Origin of the sequence: Priestia megaterium NBRC 15308 = ATCC 14581 (assembly GCF_000832985.1) — a bacterium.
Taxonomy (GTDB): Bacteria; Bacillota; Bacilli; order Bacillales; family Bacillaceae_H; genus Priestia; species Priestia megaterium.
The window spans coordinates 1,617,191-1,637,250 of the sequence record NZ_CP009920.1 but is presented as its reverse complement, the minus strand read 5'-3'; the positions used below and the strand labels follow the sequence as shown (position 1 = coordinate 1,637,250).

The window sequence follows — 20,060 nt, the reverse complement described above, 5'->3', positions numbered from 1 at the left end:
AAAGGTTAGTGTAAAAGGAGAGAATATATGATGCACGTTTCTTATCATGGACATTCTGTTGTTAAAATTGAAACAAAAGGAAAAACAATTTTAATTGACCCGTTTATCACTGGAAATGAATTAACAGATTTAAATGCTGAAGATGTAAAAGTAGATGTGATTTTACTGACTCATGGCCATAATGATCATGTAGGCGACACGGTGGAAATTGCTAAGCGCAGCGGTGCACTTGTTGTGGCAGTAGCAGAATTAGCTACATATCTTAGCTGGCAAGGCTTAAACGTACATCCAATGAGCATAGGAGGAGCCTATACATTTGATTTTGGTACGGTAAAATTGACACAAGCTTTCCACGGTTCAAGTTATACAGAAAATAATGAGAAAATTATTTATACAGGAATGCCGGCTGGTTTGCTTTTAACTATTGAAGGAAAGACAATTTATCATGCTGGAGATACGGCTTTATTTTCTGATTTAAAGTTAATTGGTCGCCATGAGCCTGACGTAGCATTTCTTCCAATTGGAGATAACTTTACAATGGGACCTGAAGATGCGGCTATCGCAGCGGAATGGGTGCAGGCAAAGCTTGTTGTGCCAATTCACTACAATACATTTCCTGTAATTAAGCAAGATCCTCATCAATTTGTTGAGTCTTTATCTGGTATTGAAGGAAAAGTATTAAAAGTTGGAGAAGGATTGGATCTTTAATCATAAATAAAGGCGGGGACAAAACGATTTCAGATAAAGTTAAAAAAGAACGAGTAATCGATAATATCGATTACTCGTTCTTTTTTTATTGTTAAGGTGAACGTAAGTTTCATATATGTAGCGGCTTCTAGCTGTTGATTGGAGGGCAAGACGAAGACTCCCGCGGAAAGCGAAGTTCTTGCACGCAAATCAACTGCGGTGTCACAAGCGGTTCAGCTCATGCCTCACATTTGTTCGTCTTTAGATTGAATCGATGCAGTTATGTCTTAATCTCTTTTTATTTGTAAAGAAACGTTCTGCTTTTTTTACTTCCCTGCATACGATAGTAATAATAAGGAGGGAGAGCTATGGAAAAAAATCGAGTTATTTTATCGCTTTTATTATGCGGAGTGATGCTTTACTATGCAATGCCGCACTTAGTGTTAACAACTTCGAGTTTGCAAGGGGTTTTTAGCATAAGCTGGCTTACCTTTGCTCTTTTTGTAGCCGGAGGCAATTTGTCATCACTGCTTTATGCACCGCGCCGCAAGAAGGCAGGTATTCAAAAAAATAGTGCGAGAAAGCCTTTGCGTCAAAGAGGTTAGATTGAATCCATTTCACTTCCCCCGTATAATAAAAGAAAAGACATATGAAACGTAAAAACGTTTTAGAAGGGTGAAGTACACGTGGCGACAAAACATGAGCAAATTTTACAGTATATCGATTCGCTTCCAATTGGTGAAAAAATTTCAGTGCGCCAAATTGCCAAAGAACTGAATGTCAGTGAAGGCACGGCGTACCGAGCAATAAAAGACGCGGAAAATAAAGGATATGTTTCAACGATTGAACGAGTTGGGACCATTCGAATTGAACGAAAGAAGAAAGAAAACATTGAAAAGCTCACGTTTGCTGAAGTAGTAAACATCGTGGATGGACAAGTGCTGGGCGGACGTGAAGGTTTGCATAAAACGTTAAACAAGTTTGTTATTGGAGCGATGAAGCTTGATGCTATGATGAGATATACCGAGGCCGGAAACCTTCTTATCGTAGGGAATCGAGTAAACGCTCATGAATTAGCTCTTGAAGCAGGAGCAGCCGTGTTAATTACGGGCGGCTTTGATACGGAAGAATGGGTTAAGAAGCTTGCGGATGATCTTAAGCTTCCTATTATTTCAACGAGCTATGATACGTTTACAGTTGCAACGATGATTAATCGTGCTATTTATGATCAGCTGATAAAAAAAGAAATTGTGCTTGTAGAGGATATTTTAACACCTATCTCTGAAGCGGTTAGCTTGCAGTTAACCGATACGATTGAAAAATGGCATGAATGTAACGATAAGACTCACCACAGTCGTTTTCCTGTAGTGGATCAGCATATGAAAGTTCACGGTATGGTCACCTCAAAAGATGTTATTGGATATGACCTTTCTACTTCAATTGAAAAAGTAATGACGAAAAATCCGATGACGGTTCACGGGAAAACATCGGTCGCTTCTTCTGCGCATATGATGGTATGGGAAGGGATTGAAGTGCTGCCTGTAGTGGATGATTACCACCGGCTAGAGGGCATTATCAGCCGTCAAGATGTTTTAAAGGCGCTGCAAATGATTCAGCGTCAACCGCAGGTAGGAGAAACTATTGACGACATTGTAACCAATCAATTTATGGACGTGCAAGAGACAAAAGAAGCACCGGTGTATCGCTGTGAAGTAACGCCGCAAATGACGAATTATATGGGGACTATTTCATACGGAGTTTTCACTACTATTGTAACGGAAGCCGCCAATCGTGTTCTTCGCTTATATAAAAAAGGTGATTTGGTTATTGAAAACATCACCGTTTATTTTATTAAGCCAGTTCAAATTGAAAGCGTAATTGAAATTCGCCCTAAGCTATTAGAACTTGGTCGGAAGTTTGCTAAATTAGATGTAGAAGTCTACAATGCCGGGGTTGTAGTAGGGAAAGCGATGATGATGGCTCAGTTATTGGAAAGAGTATAAAAAAAGAAGCTGCTTTGCAGCTTCTTTTACATTTGACCAGCTTCTTTTATTGCATAAGGCTGATAGTACTTGTAAGCTTTGATACCTGCTAATATGCTGCCTGAACCGAATAATACAAATAGTATGCCGATGATAAGCGAAAGGCTTGTTTCGTAAATAAACCATTGATTGATTCCAAAAAATAATACAAAAGAGCCAAGACAAATACTCGACTTAGCGGAAATCCACTTTCGTTCCATTGGGCGTTTCGAACGTACGTATTTTACTTTTAAATACATGTAGAAAACAAAGGACACAACGATTAAAATCATAAAAAATGGCACAGACGCCCCTCCAGTCCGGTGTATTTCTATCCATAATGTTTCTAGATGTTAGTAATGCGTAGTGTTGAAAGTGTTTACAGTAGTATCTATTATTTTACAGGCAGATGACAGAAAATTCTACTATTGATTGATTCTTCTTTCAAAAAAGAGAAGAGATATGATTTAATAAATAATATGGATACAGCGCTGCGGAAATGTAAGTGCATGCGGTACGTACATAAAACAAGAACAGTATTGACAGGAGAGAGAAAATGAAAGCAAAAATATTAGAAGCTATTAAGCAGTTTGACACCATCATTATTCACCGGCACATTCGTCCAGATCCAGATGCATACGGATCTCAGTGCGGATTAGCGGAATTGTTAAAAACATCTTTTCCAGAGAAGAAGGTATACGTAACGGGAGAAGAAGCGGAGTCATTAAAATTTTTATACCGGATGGATGACATCGCTGATGACACCTACGAGGATGCGCTTGTCATCGTTTGTGATACGGCTAATGAAGCACGAGTATCAGATCAGCGCTACGTAAATGGGAAAATGGTCATTAAAATTGATCACCATCCAAACCAAACTCCTTACGGTGATTTGCTTTGGGTTGAGACGTCTGCTTCTTCAACAAGCGAAATGATTTATGAATTTTACTTGGAAGGAAAGGAAAAGGGATTATCTCTGAATGATGAAGGAGCAAAGCTGATCTTCAGCGGTATCGTTGGAGATACGGGTCGATTTTTATTTCCAAATACAAAGCCGAAAACGTTTTGCTATGCAAGTGAATTGATTCAATATGGTTTCGATTTTAAAGATGTATATGATCAGTTATACAAAACAAAAGAAAACGTCGCTCACTTACACGGATATGTGCTGCAAAACTTTACGATGTCTCCAGCAGGAGTGGCTCATATGAAAATTCCGAATGAAATTCTTCGAAAATATGATGTGACACCAGCTGATGCCTCTCAGCTAGTCGGTTCGTTAGGGCAAATTGATGGAGTAAAAACGTGGGTGTTTTTTGTGGAAGAAGAAAATCAAATTCGTGTTCGCCTTCGTTCAAAAGAGCTTGTCATTAATACAATTGCTAGAAAATACAACGGAGGAGGCCATCCTCTTGCGTCCGGCGCTTCCATTTATTCATGGGAAGAAGTAGAGCCTTTACTACTTGATTTAGAAGAGCTCTGCAGTCAGGAGTAATCTGTAAAATAAGCCGTTGATTTTAAATCAGCGGCTTATTATAGTACTTTTTCCATCTTTTTAATTCGAACTTCAATCGAAAGCGTTGTATAAAAATAAATTTGATGAACTTCAACTTCATAAATCGTTTTATCGAATTCGTATTTTTTATTTTCAATTGCTTTTTTTAAGATATCCCTGCTTCGATATGCACTTTCAATATCTTGGGCAATTAAGTGCTGTGCTTCTTTGTCCACGCTTTTTTGAATATTGTATTCAACCACAGAGTTTACTTTATAACGATTGCCGTTTACTAATTTTACTTTCACATTCTGAATAATTAAATGCTGCTTCATTTCCTTGTTTAATGCTTTTACATCTTCTTGCCATGCGCTAATTTGCAAATTTGCTTTTTCTAGCTTATCATTAGCAATTCGAATTTCTTCTAGCTCTCTATCTCTTGAAACGCCATAAATCGTTAAAAACACCCCCCAGCTAACAATTGCTCCAATGACTATGCCGGCAAAAAAACGCTGCCAGTCGGAGCGCTTGAACATTCGCTCGCTGGGTACCCTCATACAAAATGCTCCTGAGTTAACCACTTGATGATAAGAGCCCCGGTCTGAGCTCCTCCCATAGCGGATAGAATTAAAAGGATTTGTTTGAATACATCTTTTGTGGCCCCTTCAAAGAGTCCTCGCTCAAAGCTGTAAAACGTATCAAATGTTCCTCCAATTGCTCCGACAATTGCCCAGATTTTCAAACTATTGCTGAGGGTATGCATGACGTATAAAGGAGATTTGCCAATTAAAAACCCCGCAAATGCTCCAATTAATGAACCGCCTAAAATAATACCTAATGAAGTGAAGTAACTCCAAATGAAAAGAGACATAAAAGGCTCTTTTGTCATGACGTGTCCTCCTTTACTATTTTATCAATGAATCACGCTTCCTACATATATATGGACAAACGCTCAGAGTTATGTAATTTGTCTACGCCGGCAACAAAATTTATAATAAGAATAAAGAATTAAAGAAAGGTGGGAAGTCCTGTGCCTTTTGTTCACTTGCAGCTTCAAAGTTCTTATAGCTTATTAAGCAGTTCCGTTCGTATTAATGAACTTGTAGAAACAGCTAAGAAAATGAACTATGAAGCGATTGCTTTGACTGATGAAAACGTGATGTACGGAGTCATTCCTTTTTATAAAGCCTGCGTGAAAGCGGGGATCAAGCCAATTATTGGGCTCACATTATCAATCCTAGAACATGAAGAAAGCGAGCGAGCGTACCCTTTAGTTTTGTTAGCGGAAAATGATAAGGGATATGAAAATCTATTAAAACTAAGCAGTTTAGTTCAAACCAAGGAAAAACACGGTGTAAATAAAAAATGGCTCCATCATTACAGCGGAGGGGTGATTGCTATTACACCCGGTGTAACTGGAGAAGTTGAAACCCTGCTAGCAGAAAACAAACTTCAAGATGCTAAGCGAGTGCTTCAATTCTTTAAAAAAGTATATTCGCAGTCTTTGTATATATCTATACAGCGCCACGGACAGGATGAAGCTTTTATAAATCAGCAGTTAACGGAACTTGCCGCTGAAGAAAATATTCCGCTTGTTGCGACGAATCAAGTGAAATATTTAAAAAAAGAAGATCGGGATGCGTATGAGTGTTTAGCAGCTATTCGAGACGGAGAGAAATTACATAGCGATGAAGAGGTAAAAAGTAAGAGCAGCGAGTACTATTTCAAATCACCTGATGAAATGGAAGATCTCTTTCATGACCAGCATTTTTTAATAGAAGAAAGTATAAAAATCGCAAGACGATGCGAGCTCGAAATTTCTCTAGGCGTAATGTCCATTCCAAAATATCCTGTTCCCCCGTCTGTTACATCATCAACCTACTTGCGCACTCTCTGCGAAAAAGGATTGCAAGAAAGAGTTCAAGTGATCACGGAACAATATGAGGAACGCTTGGATTATGAGCTAAACATTATTGAAAATATGCGCTTTAGTGATTACTTTCTTATCGTATGGGATTTTATGAATTATGCTCATGAACACGGTATTTTAACGGGTCCAGGCCGAGGTTCAGCGGCAGGCTCACTGGTCTCATACGCCTTGCGAATTACAAATGTTGATCCAATTCAGCATCAGCTTTTATTTGAGCGCTTTTTAAATCCTGAACGTATTTCGATGCCTGATATTGATATTGATTTTCCTGATAACAAACGAGATCAAGTCATTCAGTATGTGGCGCAAAAATATGGAGGGCTGCATGTAGCTCAAATCATTACATTTGGAACACTAGCAGCTAAAGCAGCCGTACGTGATGTAGGGAGAGTGATGGGATTTGATCAAGAAGCGCTAAACAAAATGTCCAAAGCCATTCCAACTAAACCAGGTACAACGTTGAAAAGCGCTCTTCGTGATTCAAGAGTTCTTCAAGACTATTTATCTGAAAATGAAGCCAGAAAACAATGGTACAACATTGCCATGAAGATAGAAGGACTGCCAAGGCATACTTCTACGCATGCAGCAGGCGTTGTGATTAGTGAGAAGCCGCTGACGCAATCTGTAGCTGTACAGGAAGGACATGACGATGTATATCTGACTCAATATCCAATGGAAGCTCTGCAAGACGTTGGGCTTTTGAAAATGGACTTTTTAGGTTTGCGCAACTTAACCATTTTAGATCATATTTTAAAGAAAATTGAGCGGGATATGAATCGAAAGCTGTCACTGTCTCATATACCATTTAACGATCAGAAAACTTTTGAACTGCTGAGCAAAGGGGATACGACCGGTATTTTTCAGCTAGAGTCAGATGGAATGAGAAGAGTGCTTCAGCAATTAAAACCTACAGAGCTAGAAGATATTGTAGCAGTTAACGCGCTGTATAGACCTGGTCCGATGGAAAATATTCCAACCTATATTAAGCGCAAGCATGGAGTGGAGAAGGTAATATATGATCATCCTACGCTCAAAGACATTTTACAATCCACGCACGGCGTTATCGTGTACCAAGAGCAAATTATGCAGATTGCTTCAAAAATGGCCGGTTTTTCTCTTGGAGAAGCAGATTTGTTGAGAAGAGCAGTTAGTAAAAAAGAACGGGCAGTGCTGGATCGTGAACGAGCTCATTTTATCCAAGGAAGCAAGAAGAAAGGGTATGACCTATCCGTTGCTAATCGAGTGTATGACCTTATTGTGCGTTTTGCTGATTATGGCTTCAACCGAAGTCATGCTGTTGCTTACAGTATGGTAGCCTATCAGTTAGCTTATTTGAAAGCACATTACCCGCTGCAGTTCTTTTCAGCTTTACTAACGAGCGTTATTGGAAATGAAGGGAAAATTGCTCAATATATTAATGAACTAAAAAGAAAAAAAATACAAGTTCTCCCACCTTCTATTAACAAGAGCATGTATTCGTTTAACGTAGAAGGTGAAAGTATAAGGTATAGCCTTGCAGCGATTAAACATATTGGTGCAGCAGCTATGCAGGAAATAACAGAAGAGCGAAAGAAAAAAAGATTTGAAGACTTATTTGATTTTTGTGCCCGTGTTTCACAAAAAGCCGTGAATAAAAAGGGGCTTGAAGCTTTGATTCTATCTGGAGGCTTTGATGAGTTCGGAGAAAATCGAGCTACTTTATTAGCAACGATTGATGTAGCGTTTGAACATGCAAGCTTGGTACTCCCAGATGATGACTTTGGATTTGGAGATGAATTTTCGTTAAAACCTAAATATATGGAAAAAGAGGAACTGAAAATAGAAGATCGGCTTCAGTATGAAAAAGATATGCTAGGTTTTTATTTATCAAGCCACCCTGCTTCTCAGTATGAAGCACTGAATTCCTTTTATTCTGTTGTTTCTCTTCACGATATGAAAGAATACGCTTCAGGAAAAGCGGTCTCTCTTTTAGCATTTGTGTTGGAAATTCGCGTCATTCGAACGAAAAAAGGAGAGCAAATGGCCTTTTTACGCATCACGGATGAAAGTGGAGAAGGAGAAGTTGTTGCGTTTCCCCGCGTATTTGAGCAGAATCGTCTGCTGTTTGAACAAGGTACGGTTTTACTGATACAGGGAAAGATAGATGAAAGAAATGGGCAGCAGCAAATTGTTTGTCAACGTGCTGAAGCTGCTAGCGAGGCGGTTCAAAAACTACCGTCAGAAGAATTATACTTACGTATAGAAACAAAGCAAGGTACAGAAAAGCTGCTTCATACTATTTACCAGCACTTTCAGTCTCATAGAGGGAAAATTCCCGTGAAAATTTATTATGAGGCAGAAAGTCAATTGGTCAAGCTTCCCGTTCACTATTCTATTGAACGAAGCGACGAGTTAATAAAAACTTTAAAAGCAATGCTAGGAGAGAAGCACGTTGTGTTCAAGAAGATATAGTCTTTACAGATTTCATGTGATGTTATATGGTAAAATAGTTAAAAAAGTGGTCTGACCACCGTTTTTTATGAAATATACGAATTAGATGCGTTTTTCTTGAAATGAAATGCAATTGGATTTATAACATCATATGAGTGTGGGAAAGAACATGGTTCAGGCGCAGTATTTGTTATCATTTTGTTTATTGGGAGTGAAATTCATTGTCTTTACGTGAAGAAGCATTGCATATGCACCGCATTAACAAAGGTAAACTAGAATCAAAGTCCAAAATTCCTGTTCGAAACGCAGAGGATTTAAGCCTTGCTTATTCCCCTGGTGTAGCAGAACCTTGCAAAGAAATATATGATGATGTAAACAATGTATATGAATATACGATGAAAGGAAATATGGTAGCTGTTGTATCTGATGGCACTGCCGTATTGGGCTTGGGCAATATAGGTCCTGAAGCTGCTCTGCCAGTAATGGAAGGGAAAGCTGTCCTTTTTAAAAGTTTTGCCGGCGTAGATGCATTCCCAATTTGTTTAAACACGACAGATGTGGACAAAATTATAGAAACTGTTAAATTGCTAGAACCTACTTTTGGAGGCGTTAATTTAGAAGATATTGCGGCTCCTAACTGTTTTGAAATTGAAGAGCGGTTGAAAAAGGAAACAAATATCCCGGTTTTTCATGATGATCAGCATGGGACGGCTATTGTTACGGTAGCGGGCCTTCTTAATGCCCTGAAGCTGACAGGAAGAAAAATGTCACAAATCAAAGTGGTAGCGAATGGAGCAGGAGCTGCTGGCATTGCTATTATTAAATTATTATACAGCTATGGAGTGCGCGATATCATTATGTGTGATTCCAAAGGAACGATTTATGACAAGCGTCCTCACGGCATGAACCGTATAAAAGATGAAGTTGCAGCCTATACAAATCGAAGCAAAGTAGAAGGTACGTTAGCTGATGCCTTAGAAGAAGCTGACGTATTTATTGGAGTTTCGGTTGAAGGAGCACTCACACCGGAGATGATTGGAAAGATGAATCCAGACCCAATCATTTTTGCAATGGCAAATCCGGTGCCTGAAATTATGCCAGAAGAAGCTAAAAAAGCTGGCGCGAAAGTAATCGGCACCGGACGTTCTGATTTTCCTAATCAAGTGAACAATGTCTTAGCGTTTCCGGGGATATTCCGAGGTGCACTAGATGTACGTGCTACTCATATTAATGAAAAAATGAAAATGGCTGCAGTTGAGGCCATTGCTAATTTAATTACGGAAGAGGACTTGAATACAGACTATGTGATTCCAGGTCCATTTGATGCACGAGTGGCTCCGGCAGTAGCCGCCGCTGTTGCAAAAGCAGCTATGGAAACAGGCGTTGCCCGGATAAAGGTAAAGCCAGAAGCCGTAGCTGAAAACACACGTCGCTTAGCGATTATTGAATAAGGTTACATCAACTGTTCTTTGACAGGCATGATGCTTCAAGCATGCCTGTTAAAGTAATGTAAAGTGAGTGGTAGTAAACTTGAAGAATGAACGTTCAAAAGTATATGTAGAAATTCTAAAACAAATTCGCCAGCTAATGGAAGACGATCGTTTAACTACGGGGGATAAAATCCCGTCAGAACGAGAGCTTTCTGAACGGTTAGGCGCAGGACGTTCTTCCGTTCGAGAAGCGCTCAGAGCGTTAGAGCTAATTGGGTTGATTGAAACTAGAAGAGGTGAAGGTACGTTTATTAAAGAAGTAGGGGATCATCAATTTATTGATTTATTAGCTACTTTTTTAGTACAAGACGGTAAAACAAAATCAGATTTAATTCAGACTAGATATATTCTTGAAAAGAGCTGTTTGTATTTTGTTTTAGCGGAACAGGACGAAATCAATGTTTCGAAAGCAATTCAAAAGCAGAATGACGATTGTTTGAAGAACTTGTTTGACTATTTGTTTTCTTTGCAGCCTAATCGGCTATTACACCGAATCTGGCTGATTATTTGCCGTTTTTCTCAAACTTTTCAACAAAACTCAGCGCCAAGCGACATTCTGATAAGTGAATTAGTAGAGGCGTTAGCTAAAAAAGATGAAGCAGCTGTATTAAATCTTCACCATCAGTGCTACAAACAAGTGTGAAAGAAGGAATTTGTCGAAAGAGACATGCCATCTTTCTACACAAAATCAAACAGTCATCTAGTAAAGTAAATAGCAACTAATAAAGTGAAGCGAACAATTCGTCCAATTTTTGTCTATCCGTCACTTGATTTGTATTTGAGGCGGATTTTCACAACTTGTAAATAGTAGAAGAAGAGGAAGAATAAAGGTTCTTATGATAAAGAAAAGAACCAAAAGGAGGTTACACCTTGTTACGAGATTTATTTACAAAAAACACAAAAACTCCAAAAAAACGAAAATATGCTACGATTCCTTCTGAGCATATGAGACAAGATGTACCTGAAGGAATTATGACCAAGTGTAAAAAGTGTAAAAAAATAATGTATACGAAAGAGTTAAATAAAAACTTAAAAGTATGCTTAAACTGTGGATATCATCACCAAATGACAGCACCAGAGCGTATCGAAAGCTTAATCGACAGCGGAACGTTTGTTGAATACGACAAAGATATGACGTCAGAAAATCCTCTTGGGTTCCCTGATTATCTTGAAAAGCTCGAAAAAGATCGTGAGAAAACTAATTTAAGTGAAGCGATTGTTACGGGTGAAGGAGATATTGAAGGCATTAAAGTAGTAGTTGCTGTTATGGATTCACACTTCCGTATGGGAAGCATGGGTTCTGTAGTCGGCGAGAAAATTACTCGCGCCATTGAAAAAGCGAAGGAAATGCATGTTCCATTCCTTATTTTCACAGCTTCAGGCGGTGCACGTATGCAAGAAGGTGTTCTGAGCTTGATGCAAATGGCTAAAACTAGCGCAGCTCTTAAAATGTTCAGTGATGAAGGCGGCTTAATCATTTCGATTATGACACATCCTACTACAGGAGGCGTGTCAGCAAGCTTTGCTTCGTTAGGTGATTATAATTTAGCCGAGCCGGGCGCGTTAATTGGCTTTGCTGGAAGACGTATTATTGAACAAACAATTAGAGAAGAGCTTCCAGAAGATTTTCAGACGTCGGAATTTCTGTTGAAGCATGGTCAGCTAGACGGAGTTATTGACCGTCATGATTTAAAAGAAACGTTAACAACTATTTTAGATATACACGTAGCAGGAGGTGACATCGAGTGGTAAGCGAATTAGAATTTGAACGTCCAATTGTTGAGTTGCGAAACAAGATTGCAGAGCTTAAAGAGTTTGCTAAAAATACAGAAGTGGATTTATCTAGCGAAATTGATAAGTTAGAAAATCGCTTAGAAAAAGTAGAAAACGATATTTACAATCATCTAAGCCCATGGAACCGTGTTCAAATTGCTCGTCATCCTGAGCGTCCTACAACACTCGATTATATTTCTCGCTTGTTTACAAACTTTTTAGAGTGTCATGGAGATCGCTTTTATGGAGATGATGAAGCAATCGTAGGAGGAATTGCTAAGTTTAATGGCGTGCCTGTTACCGTGATTGGACATCAGAGAGGTAAAGATACGAAAGAAAATATTCGCCGTAATTTTGGTATGCCTCATCCTGAAGGCTACCGTAAAGCACTGCGTCTAATGAAGCAAGCGGAGAAATTTAACCGCCCAATTATTTGCTTTATTGATACAAAAGGAGCTTATCCAGGGAAAGCGGCAGAAGAGCGCGGACAAAGCGAAGCTATTGCGAAAAACCTTTTCGAAATGGCTGGCTTAACTGTACCTGTTATTTGCATTGTAATTGGAGAAGGAGGAAGCGGGGGAGCCTTGGCATTAGGTTTAGGAAATCACCTTCATATGCTTGAGAACTCGACGTATTCAGTTATTTCTCCAGAAGGAGCGGCAGCCATTCTTTGGAAAGATTCTTCTCTTGCGAAAAAAGCTGCTGAAACGATGAAGATTACAGCACCAGATTTGAAAGAACTGGGTATTGTAGATGAAATGGTTTCAGAGGTAAAAGGCGGAGCTCACCGAGATATCGATGCGCAAGCTGGATACATGGAGGGCATTATCAAGAAATCATTAAAAGAGCTGATGAATTTATCAAAAGAAGAGCTAGTGGAAGAGCGTTATTTAAAATACAAAAAAATCGGACAATTTGTAGCTGAAAACGATGCCATTACTATAAAATAAAGAAACGTGCACTCTTGAAAAATAAGGGTGCGCGTTTTTGTGCGGTTTGTATAGCCCTTCTCTATTGTGTTTACAAGTTCTTCGTGGTATTTTATAGACAGCAAAAACCTTTAAGTAAAAGTAGAAAAAGAGTGTTTTTAAAAAATTTCCTATGGTTATTAGCAGCTGTGCTAGCGTTTGTCTTTTCTCTAAAACGTGAGATATATAAGACAAATCAGGCAGCAAGTATTGCTGTATGAATTGCAGGGAATAGTAAAACAAGAAGCAAACGATGAAGAAATTCATCGTTAAAGTGCTGTGTATTTGTTTGCTATTTGATTCAGCGCTACATAGGTATTTCATAAGTTACACGTAAAGCAAGGTGAACAAGTCAGGGCAACAAAATATTTGTTCACAGCCTGCTAGTACAAGGTTAGTAAAAGAAATAGCTATTTGCCCTATCTAAAGAGTAAATAGTAAATATATAGGAGGAAATTTGAATGCGTAAAACTAAAATTGTATGTACTATTGGACCAGCGAGTGAAAGTGTAGAAAAATTAGTTGAACTAATTAACTCAGGCTTAAACGTTTGTCGTCTAAACTTCTCTCACGGTGACTTTGAAGAGCACGGTGCACGTATTGTTAACATTCGTGAAGCTGCGAAACAAACAGGTAAAACAGTAGGTATCTTACTTGATACAAAAGGACCTGAAATTCGTACAAACACAATGGAAAATGGTGCAATTGAGTTAGAAGAAGGCTCTGAAATCATTGTTTCTATGACAGAAGTAGTGGGAACAACTGAAAAATTCTCAATTACATATCCAGGTCTAATCGATGACGTACACGTAGGATCAAAAATCCTTTTAGATGACGGTTTAATCGGTCTTGAAGTACTCGACATCAATAAAACTGATGGTGAAATCAAAACAAAAGTACTTAACCCTGGTACATTAAAAAATAAAAAAGGTGTAAACGTGCCAAACGTAAGTGTAAACCTTCCTGGTATCACTGAAAAAGATGCAAGCGATATTGTATTCGGTATCGAACAAGGCATTGATTTTATCGCTGCTTCTTTTGTGCGTCGCGCATCTGATGTATTAGAAATTCGTGAACTACTAGAAAAACACAATGCAGCTCACATTCAAATCATCTCAAAAATCGAAAACCAAGAAGGCGTAGATAACATCAAGGAAATTCTTGAAGTTTCAGACGGTTTAATGGTTGCTCGTGGTGACTTAGGAGTAGAAATTCCTGCTGAAGAAGTACCATTAGTACAAAAAGATCTAATCAAACAATGTAATGCGCTTGGCAAACCAGTTATTACAGCTACACAAATGCTTGATTCAATGCAACGCAACCCGCGCCCGACTCGTGCGGAAGCAAGTGACGTTGCCAATGCTATCTTTGATGGTACAGATGCAATTATGTTATCTGGTGAAACAGCTGCAGGTTCTTACCCAGTTGAAGCTGTACAAACAATGCATTCAATTGCTTCTCGTGCTGAGCAAGCTCTAAACTACTCTGAGATTTTACAACAGCGCAGCAAGCAAGTTGGCCCATCTATTACAGATGCAATTGGACAATCTGTGGTACACACAGCGCTTAACTTAAACGCTAGTGCAATTGTAGCGCCAACAGAAAGTGGTTATACAGCGAAAATCGTTTCTAAATATCGTCCGCAATCTCCAATCGTAGCTGTTGCAGCAAACGATTCTGTTGCACGTCGTCTGTCTCTAGTATGGGGTGTTACACCAGTTGTTGGTGAGCGCGTAAATACAATTGACGATATGTTAGATCACGCTGTAAATGACGCAGTAAAAACAGGCGTTGTAGCACACGGCGACTTAGTGGTTATTACAGCTGGTGTTCCAGTTGGAGAATCAGGTGCAACGAACTTAATGAAAGTTCAAGTTGTAGGTGACGTTCTTGCTAAAGGACAAGGAATTGGTCGTAAAGCAGCAGTTGGTAAAGTAGTTATTGCTAAAACTGCTGAAGAAGCAAATGCAAAAATGACTGAAGGTGCTATCCTTGTTACAAACAGCACAGATCGCGATATGATCAGTGCAATCGAAAAAGCAGGAGCTCTTATTACAGAAGAAGGCGGTCTAACAAGCCATGCAGCTGTAGTAGGGTTAAACTTAAGCATTCCTGTCATTGTAGGCGTAGAAAATGCAACAAGCGTATTCTCAGAAGATCAAGATATTACAGTTGATGCTTCACGTGGTGTCGTATACAACGGACACGCAAGCGTACTGTAAGAACACGTAGATGATAGAAAAAAGAGAAGGGGAATCCTTCTCTTTTTGTTTAGCCAATTCAATAAGCGAAGAGGTGATGATGGTGAGGAAGCTCCTTCCGCTCCTTCTTATTGTACCTGCTGTTGAGGTAATGATTTTGATTTATTCAAGTCATCTCATTGGTGTAATGTCAACATTTTTACTGATTATTGCTACCAGTTTTATTGGTGCGTTTCTAGCGAAAAAACAAGGAACATCTCTTTTTCAAAAGGCACAGCGTCAGATGAGCCAGGGACATGTTCCAAGCGGTGAAATCCTTGATGGTATGTGTGTACTATTTGGCGGACTGTTTCTGCTGTTTCCAGGCTTCTTGACAGATGTTGTGGGCTTTATCTTTTTACTGCCGTTTACACGCAGAATCGTTAAGCCTTTTCTTTTAACGTGGCTAAGAAGATTTTTTCAAGGACGTAATCGAATGACGATTATTCGTTAACTAGAAAGTGTGTGAAAGAAGCTTCTTTCACACACTTTTTCATTTTCCTATAATAAATTCCCACGTTTCTTTAAAAACCCCCGTTGTATGAAGTGTTTTTAGAATAACAAGAATCACAGGGCCAGCTATTAATCCGAAAAATCCAATCAATTGATATCCTACAAATAAAGAAATTAATGTAGCGAGAGGATCAAGACCAATACTTGATGACAAAATTTTTGGTTCCATAATTTGTCGCTGCACAAGTACTACAGCATATAGTACCGAAAGCCCTACAGCAAATGAGACGTTATCTGTGGCAAAGGCATAAATCATCCAAGGAACAAAAACCAGTCCTGTTCCGAGGTAAGGAAGAATATCTACTAGGCCAATCAATAAAGCGACTGTAATAGCATAATCAACCCTAAGAACAAGTAAACCAAAAAGAACGATGATTGTGGTAATCGAAATAAGCGTAAGCTGAGCTTTAATAAATCCAAACAGTGCATTTTTAAGCTCCAGAACAACTGTCTGTCCATTTTCTCTTACTTTTTTAGGAATAAACATGCTGCTTTTAGCCATCAGCTTGTACCAATCTTTACTAATAAAAAAAGTAGCCAGCAATGAAAAAATAATCACAGTAGCTGCATTAGGCAATACGGATAAAAGTACTGGGATGCTTTGCAATACATTTTGCAGAAAATCGCCCACCGTTTGAGCGATATGGTTGCCTACCCCTTTAATGTTCGATAAAATAGTTGCTTGCTGACCAGTATTTAAGTTATTAAACATAGAAGTAATACGTTCATAAAACGGAAGTATTTGTTCTGTAGCAATATTTTCAATAAATATGACCACTTCTTTGAAATTTGTGGGAACAACTTTCGCTAAATACGTACTTCCTGCAATGATTTCTGTGATAAGTAACGTAATAAGTCCGGCCAAAAGAGAGAAGATAAGAACCATTGACAGTAAAACAGCTAAGTAGCGAGGTAAACGCAGCTTCAATTCAAATAGATTAACCATAGGATTTATAAAAAAAGCGATGCAGCAGGCGATAATAAATGGATATATGAGAGAAGAGACATAATAACTAAGAAATATAGATGCTGCAATAATTACCAACACACAAGCTAAGCGAAATAGTCGATGTAAATGAAGCTTGTACACAATAAATAGAGGCCTCCTTGTAAACGATAGTCAACAAAAGAAAAAGCTACTCATAAAATATTTACGTAATACGCTTTAGATTTATCACAATAAAAAAAGAAAGGATGAGTAAAATGTTCTCACAACCCATGCTTTTTTTAGCTGTTTTACTCGTAATTGGATTAGTGGCTAAAAATCAATCATTAATCATTGCAGTTGCATTTTTACTTATTTTAAAATTAATCGGGTTAGACGGTAAGGTTTTTCCGTTTCTACAATCAAAAGGAATTAATATTGGAGTAACGGTTATTACAATTGCCGTTCTTGTGCCAATTGCAACAGGAGACATAGGGTTCAAACAATTAGGAGAAGCTGTGAAATCTTCGTATGCCTGGATTGCTCTAGGAGCCGGAATTGCTGTAGCAATTATTGCTAAATATGGACTTACACTCTTGGAAGATGATCCGCATATTACGACCGCTTTAGTTTTTGGCACAATTCTTGCTGTGGCGCTGTTTCAAGGGGTAGCAGTAGGTCCGTTAATCGGTGCTGGAATCGCTTATTTATTTATGAAATTAACCGAACTTTTTTCGTAGAAATTTTTGTATAATAATAATTTTTTTAAAATTTCTTCTCTCTTTTGATTCACAAAAGTCAGATAATTGTTTATAATATATTTTGAGGCCGCATCTTTTTACATACAATTGTATGTTTTACCTATAGGGCTGTAACAAAGCAATGACACATGCAGATGTTTTGATTTTGTGTGTTATTGAAACAAATGGAAATGTAAGCATTTTCTTTACGTGGGGTGAAGGAATGTTCTTCCAAGATATATATTCAAAAGAGGCGCTTCGTATATCATTTAATGTCTAGTTGAGCAGAGGCTCAATTTTGTTTTTCACGTTTTACACAGAAAGGTATGGGGAATTTTTTCTGTAAAGGAGTGGAGATTTATGACAGCAACTCGAGGTCTAGAAGGGGTAGTCGCTACAACGTCAGCAGTAAGTTCAATTATTGATGACACTTTAACATATCAAGGCTACAATATTGATGATTTAGCGAATTATGCAACATTTGAAGAAGTGGTGTATTTACTATGGCACGGAAAATTACCTAACAAAGAAGAATTATCTGTGTTTTCTAGATTACTAGCAGAAAACGCTAAATTACCCCAAGAAGTCTTAGAGCATTTCAAAACTTATCCAATTAAAGATGTTCATCCAATGGCAGCTTTAAGAACAGTCGTATCACTATTGGGGTTGTACGATCCTGAAGCTGATTTAATGGATGAAGAAGCAAATTATCGCAAAGCTGTTCGTTTGCAAGCACAATTACCAACGGTGGTAACGGCTTTTTCAAGAGTCCGTAACGGATTAGAGCCAATTGAACCAAACGAAAACTATAGCATTGCCGCTAACTTTTTATATATGTTAACCGGCGAAGAGCCAACTGATATCCAAGTAGAGGCATTTGATAAAGCACTTGTCTTACATGCTGATCATGAGCTAAATGCTTCAACTTTTACAGCTCGTGTCTGTGTGGCAACGTTATCCGATATTTATTCAGGAATTACAGCCGCTATTGGAGCGTTAAAGGGTCCTCTTCACGGGGGAGCGAATGAAGCTGTTATGAAAATGTTGTCTGACATTCAAACAGTTGAAAACGCGGAACCTTATATCCGCGAAAAGCTCGCGAAAAAAGAAAAGATTATGGGATTTGGACATCGTGTGTATCAGCAGGGTGATCCTCGTGCCAAGCACTTGAAAGAAATGTCTGAAAAACTTACCAAACAAGCAGGAGATACAACGCTATACGATATGTCAGTGAAAATTGAAGAGATCGTAACAGGCGAGAAAAAACTTCCGCCAAACGTTGATTTCTATTCAGCTTCTGTATACCACAGCTTAGGGATTGATCACGATCTATTTACTCCGATCTTTGCCGTAAGCCGCGTATCAGGATGGATTGCTCACATTTTAGAGCAGTATTCAAACAATCGTTTGATTCGTCCAAGAGCTGATTATATCGGTCCTGGAAAACAAACGTACATTCCGCTTGAAGAGCGCAGCTAAACAATGTGACGAAGGTGCTCACGTTCGTTGAGCACTTTTCCATAAGTGAAAGTAGACAAATTTTTTAAGGAGGTCATTCTCATGACAAAAGGTGAACAAATTTCTGTAGCAAACGGCGTGTTAAACGTACCAAATAACCCAATTATTCCATTTATCGAAGGTGACGGAATTGGCCCGGATATCTGGGCAGCAGCTTCTCGCGTATTAGAAGCAGCGGTTGCAAAAGCATACAATGGTGAAAAAGAAATCGTTTGGAAAGAAGTATTAGCAGGTGAAAAAGCATTTAATCAAACTGGCGAATGGTTACCGGAAGAAACGTTAGATGCAATTCGCGAATACATAATTGCAATCAAAGGACCATTAACAACACCAGTAGGCGGTGGAATTCGTTCTCTAAACGTGGCATTGCGTCAAGAATTAGACTTATTCACATGCTTACGTCCTGTTCGCTACTTTGACGGCGTACCTTCTCCAATTAAGCGCCCTGAAGATACAGATATGGTTATCTTCCGTGAAAATACCGAAGATATTTATGCTGGTATTGAATATGCGAAGGGTTCTGAAGAAGTACAAAAGCTTGTTTCATTCCTACAAACGGAATTAGGCGTAAATAAAATCCGTTTCCCTGAAACTTCTGGATTAGGTATTAAGCCTATTTCTTCTGAAGGAACAGAGCGTCTTGTGCGTGCAGCAATCAACTATGCAATTGAACAAGGCCGCAAGTCTGTTACGCTTGTACACAAAGGTAACATTATGAAATATACAGAAGGCGCATTTAAAAATTGGGGCTATGAGCTAGCTGAAAAAGAATTCGGCGATAAAGTATTTACTTGGGCTCAATATGACCGTATCGTTGAAAAAGAAGGTGCACAGGCTGCAAACAAAGCTCAAGCAGAAGCGGAAGCAGCAGGAAAAATTATTGTAAAAGATTCAATTGCAGATATCTTCTTACAACAAATTTTAACTCGTCCACGTGAATTCGATGTAGTAGCAACAATGAATTTAAATGGAGATTACATTTCAGATGCATTAGCAGCACAAGTTGGTGGTATCGGAATTGCTCCAGGAGCAAACATCAACTATGAAACTGGACATGCTATCTTTGAAGCAACTCACGGTACAGCACCTAAATATGCTGGTTTAGATAAAGTAAACCCATCTTCTGTATTATTATCAGGTGTGTTAATGCTTGAACACCTTGGCTGGAACGAAGCAGCGGATTTAATTATGAAATCAATGGAAAAAACAATTGCTTCAAAAGTAGTAACATATGATTTCGCACGTTTAATGGATGGTGCAACAGAAGTGAAGTGTTCAGAGTTCGCTGATGAATTAATTAGCAATCTAGGAAAACAAGTAACAGTTTAAT

Annotated in this window: 18 protein-coding genes; 14 read left to right on the top strand and 4 right to left on the bottom strand. The window is 38.6% G+C overall.

The window, feature by feature from the left end; translation table 11 throughout:
- Positions 1 to 30: 30 nt before the first annotated feature.
- From BG04_RS08985 to BG04_RS08975, 3 genes are all read left to right on the top strand, one after another.
- Positions 31 to 708, top strand: coding sequence for a metal-dependent hydrolase (locus BG04_RS08985; protein WP_034654962.1), 678 nt, complete (start codon positions 31 to 33; stop codon positions 706 to 708).
- A gap of 347 nt (positions 709 to 1,055) precedes the next feature.
- Positions 1,056 to 1,292, top strand: a complete 237-nt coding sequence (locus BG04_RS08980) for a hypothetical protein (RefSeq protein WP_013085204.1) — start codon at positions 1,056 to 1,058, stop codon at positions 1,290 to 1,292.
- Positions 1,293 to 1,373: 81 nt separating this feature from the next.
- Complete coding sequence (locus BG04_RS08975; protein WP_013059459.1) at positions 1,374 to 2,690, top strand: CBS domain-containing protein; 1,317 nt, start codon at positions 1,374 to 1,376, stop codon at positions 2,688 to 2,690.
- Positions 2,691 to 2,716: 26 nt separating this feature from the next.
- Here BG04_RS08975 and BG04_RS08970 read toward each other — a convergent pair whose 3' ends face one another.
- Positions 2,717 to 3,013, bottom strand: coding sequence for a YtpI family protein (locus BG04_RS08970; RefSeq protein WP_013085203.1), 297 nt, complete (start codon positions 3,011 to 3,013; stop codon positions 2,717 to 2,719).
- Between the two features lie 251 nt (positions 3,014 to 3,264).
- Here BG04_RS08970 and BG04_RS08965 point away from each other — a divergent pair, with 251 nt between their 5' ends.
- A complete protein-coding gene (locus BG04_RS08965; RefSeq protein ID WP_034648647.1) occupies positions 3,265 to 4,203 on the top strand; it encodes a DHH family phosphoesterase in 939 nt (312 codons plus the stop codon).
- Between the two features lie 38 nt (positions 4,204 to 4,241).
- Here the strand turns inward: BG04_RS08965 and ytrI are convergent, their stop codons facing one another.
- Positions 4,242 to 4,760, bottom strand: coding sequence for a sporulation membrane protein YtrI (gene ytrI, locus BG04_RS08960; RefSeq protein WP_016765717.1), 519 nt, complete (start codon positions 4,758 to 4,760; stop codon positions 4,242 to 4,244).
- Complete coding sequence (gene ytrH / locus BG04_RS08955; protein WP_013059455.1) at positions 4,757 to 5,092, bottom strand: sporulation membrane protein YtrH; 336 nt, start codon at positions 5,090 to 5,092, stop codon at positions 4,757 to 4,759. The genes ytrI and ytrH overlap by 4 nt, the downstream gene beginning before the upstream one ends.
- A gap of 141 nt (positions 5,093 to 5,233) precedes the next feature.
- Here ytrH and dnaE point away from each other — a divergent pair, with 141 nt between their 5' ends.
- The 7 genes from dnaE to BG04_RS08920 all read left to right on the top strand — a co-directional run bounded on the left by dnaE (position 5,234) and on the right by BG04_RS08920 (position 15,488).
- Positions 5,234 to 8,584, top strand: a complete 3,351-nt coding sequence (gene dnaE / locus BG04_RS08950) for a DNA polymerase III subunit alpha (RefSeq protein ID WP_034648651.1) — start codon at positions 5,234 to 5,236, stop codon at positions 8,582 to 8,584.
- Between the two features lie 200 nt (positions 8,585 to 8,784).
- Entirely contained in the window at positions 8,785 to 10,014 is a 1,230-nt protein-coding gene (gene ystJ, locus BG04_RS08945) for an NADP-dependent malic enzyme (protein ID WP_013059453.1), read from the top strand.
- A 79-nt stretch (positions 10,015 to 10,093) separates the two neighbouring features.
- Positions 10,094 to 10,696: a FadR/GntR family transcriptional regulator gene (locus BG04_RS08940; RefSeq protein ID WP_016765715.1), complete on the top strand. Its 603-nt coding sequence runs from the start codon at positions 10,094 to 10,096 to the stop codon at positions 10,694 to 10,696.
- A 227-nt stretch (positions 10,697 to 10,923) separates the two neighbouring features.
- Positions 10,924 to 11,805: an acetyl-CoA carboxylase, carboxyltransferase subunit beta gene (accD, locus tag BG04_RS08935; protein WP_013059451.1), complete on the top strand. Its 882-nt coding sequence runs from the start codon at positions 10,924 to 10,926 to the stop codon at positions 11,803 to 11,805.
- The gene (gene accA, locus BG04_RS08930) at positions 11,799 to 12,776 is read left to right on the top strand and encodes an acetyl-CoA carboxylase carboxyl transferase subunit alpha (RefSeq protein ID WP_034648654.1); all 978 of its coding nucleotides are present in this window, start codon (positions 11,799 to 11,801) and stop codon (positions 12,774 to 12,776) included. Before accD ends, accA begins: the two co-directional genes overlap by 7 nt.
- A gap of 479 nt (positions 12,777 to 13,255) precedes the next feature.
- Positions 13,256 to 15,016, top strand: a complete 1,761-nt coding sequence (gene pyk, locus BG04_RS08925; RefSeq protein ID WP_013059449.1) for a pyruvate kinase — start codon at positions 13,256 to 13,258, stop codon at positions 15,014 to 15,016.
- 10 nt (positions 15,017 to 15,026) lie between these two features.
- On the top strand, positions 15,027 to 15,488 hold the full coding sequence (locus tag BG04_RS08920) for an FxsA family protein (RefSeq protein WP_034648657.1): 462 nt from the start codon (positions 15,027 to 15,029) through the stop codon (positions 15,486 to 15,488).
- 39 nt (positions 15,489 to 15,527) lie between these two features.
- On the opposite strand, the gene ytvI is transcribed toward BG04_RS08920, so the two are convergent.
- Positions 15,528 to 16,637: a sporulation integral membrane protein YtvI gene (gene ytvI, locus BG04_RS08915; protein WP_034648659.1), complete on the bottom strand. Its 1,110-nt coding sequence runs from the start codon at positions 16,635 to 16,637 to the stop codon at positions 15,528 to 15,530.
- Between the two features lie 113 nt (positions 16,638 to 16,750).
- Here ytvI and BG04_RS08910 point away from each other — a divergent pair, with 113 nt between their 5' ends.
- From BG04_RS08910 to icd, 3 genes are all read left to right on the top strand, one after another.
- Entirely contained in the window at positions 16,751 to 17,212 is a 462-nt protein-coding gene (locus tag BG04_RS08910; RefSeq protein ID WP_013059446.1) for a DUF441 domain-containing protein, read from the top strand.
- Positions 17,213 to 17,572: 360 nt separating this feature from the next.
- Positions 17,573 to 18,691, top strand: a complete 1,119-nt coding sequence (gene citZ / locus BG04_RS08905; RefSeq protein WP_013059445.1) for a citrate synthase — start codon at positions 17,573 to 17,575, stop codon at positions 18,689 to 18,691.
- A gap of 81 nt (positions 18,692 to 18,772) precedes the next feature.
- Complete coding sequence (icd, locus tag BG04_RS08900) at positions 18,773 to 20,059, top strand: NADP-dependent isocitrate dehydrogenase (protein ID WP_013059444.1); 1,287 nt, start codon at positions 18,773 to 18,775, stop codon at positions 20,057 to 20,059.
- The last annotated feature ends 1 nt before the right edge of the window (position 20,060 follow it).

Coding starts and splice junctions, on each gene's coding strand:
- BG04_RS08985 (WP_034654962.1), top strand. CDS start 31: ATGCACGTTTCTTATCATGGACATTCTGTTGTTAAAATTGAAACAAAA.
- BG04_RS08980 (WP_013085204.1), top strand. CDS start 1,056: ATGGAAAAAAATCGAGTTATTTTATCGCTTTTATTATGCGGAGTGATG.
- BG04_RS08965 (WP_034648647.1), top strand. CDS start 3,265: ATGAAAGCAAAAATATTAGAAGCTATTAAGCAGTTTGACACCATCATT.
- ytrI (WP_016765717.1), bottom strand. CDS start 4,760: ATGAGGGTACCCAGCGAGCGAATGTTCAAGCGCTCCGACTGGCAGCGT.
- ytrH (WP_013059455.1), bottom strand. CDS start 5,092: ATGACAAAAGAGCCTTTTATGTCTCTTTTCATTTGGAGTTACTTCACT.
- pyk (WP_013059449.1), top strand. CDS start 13,256: ATGCGTAAAACTAAAATTGTATGTACTATTGGACCAGCGAGTGAAAGT.
- BG04_RS08920 (WP_034648657.1), top strand. CDS start 15,027: ATGATAGAAAAAAGAGAAGGGGAATCCTTCTCTTTTTGTTTAGCCAAT.
- BG04_RS08910 (WP_013059446.1), top strand. CDS start 16,751: ATGTTCTCACAACCCATGCTTTTTTTAGCTGTTTTACTCGTAATTGGA.
- citZ (WP_013059445.1), top strand. CDS start 17,573: ATGACAGCAACTCGAGGTCTAGAAGGGGTAGTCGCTACAACGTCAGCA.
- icd (WP_013059444.1), top strand. CDS start 18,773: ATGACAAAAGGTGAACAAATTTCTGTAGCAAACGGCGTGTTAAACGTA.